At 64.4% G+C, this 7,201-nt stretch carries 8 protein-coding genes; 2 read left to right on the plus strand and 6 right to left on the minus strand.

What is annotated here, in order from left to right:
• Positions 1 to 13: 13 nt before the first annotated feature.
• From BCUN_RS05405 to leuC, 3 genes are all read right to left on the minus strand, one after another.
• On the minus strand, positions 14 to 292 hold the full coding sequence (locus BCUN_RS05405) for an Lrp/AsnC family transcriptional regulator (RefSeq protein ID WP_033518082.1): 279 nt from the start codon (positions 290 to 292) through the stop codon (positions 14 to 16).
• A gap of 64 nt (positions 293 to 356) precedes the next feature.
• Positions 357 to 1,043 (minus strand): 3-isopropylmalate dehydratase small subunit, encoded by a 687-nt coding sequence (gene leuD / locus BCUN_RS05410; RefSeq protein WP_033518084.1) that lies wholly within the window; start codon positions 1,041 to 1,043, stop codon positions 357 to 359.
• A gap of 44 nt (positions 1,044 to 1,087) precedes the next feature.
• Positions 1,088 to 2,494: a 3-isopropylmalate dehydratase large subunit gene (gene leuC, locus BCUN_RS05415; protein WP_033518086.1), complete on the minus strand. Its 1,407-nt coding sequence runs from the start codon at positions 2,492 to 2,494 to the stop codon at positions 1,088 to 1,090.
• A 310-nt stretch (positions 2,495 to 2,804) separates the two neighbouring features.
• On the opposite strand from leuC, the gene BCUN_RS05420 reads away from it, so the two are divergent.
• Complete coding sequence (locus BCUN_RS05420) at positions 2,805 to 3,632, plus strand: IclR family transcriptional regulator (RefSeq protein ID WP_033518091.1); 828 nt, start codon at positions 2,805 to 2,807, stop codon at positions 3,630 to 3,632.
• A gap of 106 nt (positions 3,633 to 3,738) precedes the next feature.
• Positions 3,739 to 5,025 (plus strand): metallophosphoesterase, encoded by a 1,287-nt coding sequence (locus BCUN_RS05425; RefSeq protein WP_033518088.1) that lies wholly within the window; start codon positions 3,739 to 3,741, stop codon positions 5,023 to 5,025.
• Positions 5,026 to 5,115: 90 nt separating this feature from the next.
• On the opposite strand, the gene BCUN_RS05430 is transcribed toward BCUN_RS05425, so the two are convergent.
• From BCUN_RS05430 to BCUN_RS05435, 3 genes are all read right to left on the minus strand, one after another.
• Positions 5,116 to 5,754 (minus strand): hypothetical protein, encoded by a 639-nt coding sequence (locus BCUN_RS05430; protein WP_033518090.1) that lies wholly within the window; start codon positions 5,752 to 5,754, stop codon positions 5,116 to 5,118.
• A gap of 286 nt (positions 5,755 to 6,040) precedes the next feature.
• Complete coding sequence (locus tag BCUN_RS12265) at positions 6,041 to 6,388, minus strand: hypothetical protein (protein ID WP_152598207.1); 348 nt, start codon at positions 6,386 to 6,388, stop codon at positions 6,041 to 6,043.
• Between the two features lie 510 nt (positions 6,389 to 6,898).
• On the minus strand, positions 6,899 to 7,201 hold a 303-nt coding region (locus BCUN_RS05435), incomplete at its 5' end, for an IS3 family transposase (RefSeq protein ID WP_034258446.1).

A 7,201-nucleotide genomic window follows, 5' to 3' on the forward strand; every position in this document is an offset into this window, starting at 1 on the left:
TCAGGCCTGCGCCTCAGTCGCCGCCCAGGTCGAAGGCGGCGGCGTCGTCTTCCTTCGAATACGTACGGAAGGCCATGAGTGTCTGGGTGGAGGCGATGCCGGGCACCTTGGCGATACCGTCGGGAATCACCGAGGCCAGGTCGTCGAAGGTGTCGGTGGAGACGACGGCCACGAGGTCCACGTCGCCGGCCACCGAATAGACGTCCTTCACGCCGGGCAGTTCCACGATCTGCCGGGCGGCTTCGCCGATCATGTCGCTCTCGGCGGTGATCAGCACGATTGCATCAGCCATGCTTGCCTCCTTGCTCCGGGTGTCGGGCGCGCATCCGCGGACCCGTTTCATGCCACAGTCTACGTCAGGACTCGCGGTCGGCGATCGGGCCGTCCCACTCGGCGGCCTCGGGTTCGCGGGCGGATTCGATCGCGGCCTCCTGCTCGGTGAGGATGGGAATCGTCTTCGGCTTGAAGGGGAAGCGTTCCGCGCGCATGCGCTCGTAGGCGGCGATGTCGTCCTCGTACTGCAGGGTCAGGTCGATGTCGTCGTAGCCGTTCATCAGGCGCCAACGCACGTAGTCGTTCACCTCGAAGGGCAGCGTCACGTCGCCGCAGGTCACGGTGCGCGCCTCCAGGTCGACGGTCATCTGCGTGCCCGGCTCCTCCTCGAGGATCTTCCACAGCAGCTCCACGGACTCCTGCGGCATGATGGCCGCCAGCACGCCGTTCTTGGCAGTGTTGCCGTAGAAGATGTCCGCGAAGCGCGAGGCGATGACCACGCGGAAGCCGTAGTCGTGCAGCGCCCAGACGGCATGCTCGCGCGAGGAGCCGATGCCGAAGTCGGGGCCGGCCACGAGGATCCTGCCGTCCGCATACTCGGGGCGGTTGAGCACGAAGTCGGGGTCGCGGCGCCAGGCGTAGAAGAGGGCGTCGTCGAAGCCGGTGCGTGTGACGCGCTTGAGGAACACGGCGGGGATGATCTGGTCGGTGTCCACGTTGGAGCGGCGCAGCGGGACGCCGGTACCGGTGAGGGTGGTGAGTTTTTCCATGGGTGGGGTCTTTCCTACGCAGGTGGATGGAATCGGTGCGAGGCCTATGCCAGGTCCGCCGGGGTGCTGATCGTGCCGCGGATCGCGGTGGCGGCGGCCACGGCGGGCGAGGCCAGATGGGTGCGCGATCCCTTGCCCTGGCGGCCCTCGAAGTTGCGGTTCGAGGTGGAGATCGAGCGTTCGTGGGCGACGAGCTTGTCGGGGTTCATGCCCAGGCACATCGAGCAGCCGGCGTTGCGCCATTCGGCGCCGAAGTCCTTGAACACCTGGTCGAGGCCCTCCTCCTCCGCCTGCAGGCGGATGCGCGAGCTGGCGGGCACCACGAGCACGCGGTGGATCGAGTCGGCCTTCCTGCGGCCGCGCATGATCTCGGCGGCCACGCGCAGGTCCTCGATGCGCCCGTTGGTGCACGAGCCGATGAACACGGTGTCCACGGGGATGTCACGGATCGGCGTGCCGGGCTCGAGGTCCATGTAGTCCAGCGCACGCTCGGCTGCGGCGCGCTCGGTCGCATCGTTGAAGTCCTCCGGCGCGGGCACGACGCCGGAGATCTCGATGCCCTGGCCGGGGTTGGTGCCCCAGGTCACGAAGGGTTCGAGATCCTCGGCGCGCAAGGTCACCTCGGCGTCGAATACGGCGTCGTCATCCGTCCTCAGCGTCTTCCAGTACTCCACGGCCTGGTCCCACAATTCGCCGGTCGGCGCGTGCGGGCGGCCCTCCAGGTACTCGAAGGTGGTCTCGTCGGGCGCGATCATGCCGGCTCGGGCACCTGCCTCGATGGACATGTTACAGATCGTCATGCGCGCGTCCATGCTCAGCTTGCGGATCGCCTCGCCGCGGTACTCGAGCACGTAGCCTTGGCCGCCGCCGGTGCCGATCTTTGCGATGATCGCCAGGATGATGTCCTTGGCGCTCACGTCCGCGGGCAGTTCGCCCTCGATGTTGATGGCCATGGTCTTGAAGGGCTTGAGGCTCAGCGTCTGGGTGGCCATCACGTGCTCCACCTCGGAGGTGCCGATGCCGAAGGCCAGCGCGCCGAAGGCGCCGTGCGTGGAGGTGTGCGAGTCGCCGCACACGATGGTCATGCCCGGCTGGGTCAGGCCCAGCATGGGCGCGAAGGCGTGCACGATGCCCTGGTCGGCGTCGCCGAGCGGGTGCAGCCGCACGCCGAACTCGGCGCAGTTGCGTTCGAGCGTGGTCAGCTGGGTGGCGCTCGTCTCGTCCGGGTTCGGCCGGTCGATGTCCACGGTGGGCGTGTTGTGGTCCTCGGTGGCGATGAGCTGGTCGAGGTGGCGCGGCGTGCGCCCCGCCAAGCGAAGCCCCTCAAAAGCCTGCGGGCTGGTCACCTCGTGCATGAGCATGAGGTCGATGTACAGCAGGTCGGGCGCACCGTCCTCGCCCTTGCGCACCAGGTGATCGGCCCAGACCTTCTCGGCCAACGTCATTCCCATGGGGAAGCCTCCTCGCAAAGTGTCCATTGGAGTCCGTTCGGGCGGGAAAACGCAATGCTTGTGCACACTTTCGTGTTTTGCGCAACCCCCGCCTCGGTTCATGTCCCATACAGCCTAGGGGTTCAGCAATCAAGACACCAAGAGGCGGCCGGTATGTGAGATGTGGAGCTTTCATGGAGGTTCTCCAAGCCACTTGCGGCCAATGATGCCGCCGATGCAAAGGTTTTCCAACGTGTTCCGCTCCTCCGCGCCGCGACATGCGAACATGGCGATTTTGCGTTTCAGAATATGAGATGGCATAATGTTGGACATGACTTCAAATACGCTATCCGCTGAATTGAAGCGTCCACAGGACGCTTCCGTGTCTGACAAGCCGCGCACCCCCACGCCCGCCCAGACCCCTGCCGACGACAACGAAATCCACTCCGGCGTCGGCGTGCTTGACAAGACCGTCAAGATTCTCGACGCCCTCGAGTCCGGTCCCGCCACGCTCGGCCAGCTGGTGGCCGCCACCAAGCTGGCACGCCCCACCGCGCACCGCCTGGCGATCGCCCTGGAACGCCATCGCTTCGTCCTGCGCGACCAGCACGGCCGCTTCGTGCTCGGCTCCCGTTTCGCCGAGCTGGCCGCCGCCGCCGGCGAGGACCGTCTGCTCGCCGCCGCGGGCCCGATCCTGCAGACCCTGCTCGATCGCACCGGCGAATCCGCGCAGATCTACCGCCGCCAGGGCGAACAGCGCGTCTGCATCGCCGCCGTCGAACGTGCCAGCGGCCTGCGCGACTCCATCCCGGTGGGCGCCATGCTGAGCATGGAAGCCGGCTCCGCCGCCCAGATCCTGCTGGCGTGGGAAGACGCCGATCGCCTGCACCAGGGCCTGCGCCACGCCCGCTTCTCCGCGGCCAAGCTCGCCGCAGTGCGCAAGCGCGGCTGGGCCGAGTCGGTCAACGAGCGCGACGAGGGCGTGTGCTCCATCTCCGCACCGATCCGCAACGCTTCCGGCCAGGTCATCGCGGCAATCTCCATCTCCGGCCCCTCCGGCCGCATGGGCGCCAACCCCGGCCACCGCTACGCCCCGCTCGTCATGGGCGCCGGCAAGTACCTGACCGATGCACTGATCAAGGCGAGCGTCAGCCGCTGATCCCACAAGACTTACCATGAGTGGTTTGGTTACGACCGCCGCAGTCCGAAGGACTGCGGCGGTTTTTCGTCAAACGCAACCCACGTCATGCATTACGCTTGGAAGCATGAGCGAACGAGGGCATGATGCAACACACACGGCGGCAGCGCAGCCGTTGTCCATATCGCAGCGGCTGGGGCGCCTGCAATTCCACAAGTCGGGCAAGTTCCGCGTCCTGCAGGTCACGGACGTGCAGGACGGCCCGCACGTCGCCGCGGACACCGTCCGGCTGGTCGATGCCGCCTTGCGCGCCGCCCGCCCCGACGTCGTCGTTTTCCCCGGCAACCTCATTGCCGGCTACGACACCGCCTACCAGGCGACCTATCGCAAGCGCCACTGGAAGGCCGCCGACCGTCCCGCCGCCGACCTCGCACGCACGCGCGCACTCGTCCACGATTTCCTCGACCAGCTGACGAAGCCGCTGGCCGACGCCGGCGTCCCCTGGGCGGCGACCTTCGGCAACCACGACTTCCAGTGCGGCCTGTCCAACGCCGAGCTCAACGAACTGTGCTGCGAGTTCCGCCACTGCCTCAACCCGCGCACCTTCCCCGGCGAGCTCGACGGCGACGCCTGCAAGGAAATCGCCGCGGCCGCGCTGCCCGACCAGCTCGAATACGTCTGCGAGCCAGGCACGTTCGCGCTGCCGGTCGCCGACGAGGAGGGCGTCGACACCGTCCTCGGACTCGTGCTCGTCGACTCCGGCGACTACGCGCCGACCGGCGGCTACGGCTCGCCGTCGGCGCGCGCACTCGACTTCCTGCGCCAGCTGCCCGCGCGGCTCGGGACGGGCACGCGCTCCATCGTCTTCCAGCACACGCCGCTGCCGCAGTACTACCGGCTGCTCAAGCCGGCGAGCGCGAACACCGCCGGCGCGGTGGAGGGATACCGCATGTTCGCCGGGCAGACGTACGTGCTCGATGGGACGAAGACGACCGCGGACAGTGTCCTCGGCGAGGGCATCAGCAGCCCCGACATCGACAGCGGCGAGTTCGCCGCCCTGACCGACGGCGGCTATTTCGCGATTTCGACAGGGCATGACCATCGCAACGGCTTCGACGGCACTGCCGACGGACTGCGCATGATCGCCTCCCCCACCAGCGGCTTCGGCTCCTACGGGCCGGCGCCCCAGCGGCGTGCGGCCCGCCTGTTCGAGTTCGACATCCGCCATCCGTATGCGCCGCGCACGCAGCTGCTCGAGTTCGGCGCGCTGGTCGGCAAGCCGAGTTCCGGCAAGGCGTACGCCTACGGCATGGCCGGCGCCTCCAAGCCGAAGTCCGAGGGCGTGGACCTGCTGCACCGGCCGACAGCGGTCAGCAGGTTCCTGCACAAGGTGGGGATGTGGTTCGGGAGGTAGCGGCAGGGGCGATTGAGAAGAGCAAGCGGATTCAATAAGGGCTTCTAGAAATATCACGAAAGATTTCTCAGGGCCATATGCATGCGGGGGTCATTCGCCGAAGGGGTGCCAGACTTCGCTGTCGTCGGGATTCTCCTGCCGGATGTCGATGCCGTTGGTGACGTGGCACAGCTGCACCTGCGGGTCATTGCGGTCGAAGCTGTAGGCTTCGTCAGCCTTGCGTTTCGCTTCCTGTACGCCCAGCTCGCCCATCAGCTTGCCGTAGAGGTCAGCGGACTCTTCCCGTTCCTGGTCGAAGGTGGCTCCCGTATAGGTCTTGTCCACCAGGCCGTTGCGCCGCAGGCATTCGGCTACGCCCTCCGCGTGATCTTGGACCAGGCTCGGATTGCCGGTCTGCAGACGGTATACGGTTCCGACATTCCCGTATTCCAGCTCATTGCATTCGGCATTGTCCTGATAGACCTTCTGCAGCACTTCCTCCCCGCGGTCGCCGACGTCCACCATCGGCGCGCTCCCCCGCACGCCTTCCGTATACACAGTGGTGACCACCGGTGTATAGCCCTTGTCCACGGTGCACTGGCGGTAGTTGTTCCACGCTTCCTCATGATCGGCCTTGGACAGGGTGCCATCATTGTCCAACGCGCGTTCCAGGATCGCCCGCTGGCGCTCCGACATATGCGTGGATACGGTCTTGTCGTTGTCCAGCAGGAATTCGATGTAGGTGGACATGGAGGAAGCGATGCGGGCCTGGCCACCTGAGGTGGGAGAGGAGGAAGCAATGCCGGGGACATCCTGTGCCGACTCCTGCGTGCCACAACCACAGACTCCCAAGGCGATGCAAGCAACAAGGAGGCAGGATGCTACGGAAAAAGCTGTGCGATTCATGTTACAGATTTTCCTCTTACAATAATCACGGATGAGAAAATATCGAAATAAAAGCGGAGATAACTGAACCATTTAAGCATCGGTCATCTCCGCTTTGAGACTCTTGAGGTAGCCGTAAAACGGTCATGCCTCAGATCACCGTATAGGACGCATAGTCCCCGACGGTAGAGCTGGAACCATTCTGGACTGCTTCGCATCCAACGCCTGGGCTCCCATACGAATGGGCTGCATTGGCATTGCCATCTTGATGTGCATAGCAATGGGTGCCATTGCTCCCCGAATACAACTTGATGTAGGAACGGTTTGCCGTCACAGCATAGTTGCCGTAGAAGTAGCCATTCTGAATCTGCCCGCTGCTCACCGGATAGTAGGTGGCACTGGCCGCCTGTGCCACATCCGCGACACTGAAGGCGAGGCCTGCGGCCAGCAACGCTGCCAACCATGCACGGACAGGCTTGGAACGTGTGAGACGTGCCATGATGGACTCTCTTTCTTTCCTTTGTTGGTTGGCCGAATCATCGTTGTTCAACTTAAATGAAAGTTTTGCTCATAGCACAACAAACATGCAAGCGTTCTGCACACAGTGTGCAGACGACATGCCGGAATGCGTCATTTGCCGCCGTCAGACACTATGCTGAAAGCTGTCGCGTTTTATGATTAGGTTAAGGAGGCTCATCATGGCTGTCGTGTCATTCATGCTCGTCTTGGTTTTTTCACTGCTGCCGTCGTTGAATTCCACAAAGATCGAAAACCCGACTGGAGAGACTTCATCATCCGTTACCAGAACCTGCAGCGCCGCACGGGACTGCCCTGATTGGATGCGAAAGATGGGATGGTGCTAACAGCACTATAAGGCCGCCTCTCACCACCGAGCGACATGTAGGCGTATTTTTCCAACTATCATTGAACTGTCCCCCGTTTTCTGGACGGGGTTAATGAGTGTCACCCACCCTCATGGTGTGGGTGCTCAGTCTACCATGCCCCGGCCCTACCCGGCCAGGGCCAGTAACGCCTGCTCATAGCGGTCGGGGCTCATGCCCCCGACCGCTGCCTGGCAGCGTGTCGAGTTCCAGTAACGGATGTAGCCCTCCAGGTCACGCTTGAACGACTCATAGTCAGCCCATTGACGACCCCGGAAGAACTCGTCCTTGAGATGACCGAACACCTGCTCGGTCGCGGCGTTGTCCAAGCAGTTGCCCTTGCGTGACATGCTGCGCACGATGCCCATGCGCGCGCACGCCCGCGCCCAGGCGGGCTGCTGGTACTGCCAGCCCTGGTCACTGTGCAGCAA

Origin of the sequence: Bifidobacterium cuniculi (assembly GCF_000741575.1) — a bacterium.
GTDB classification, from domain to species: domain Bacteria; phylum Actinomycetota; class Actinomycetes; order Actinomycetales; family Bifidobacteriaceae; genus Bifidobacterium; species Bifidobacterium cuniculi.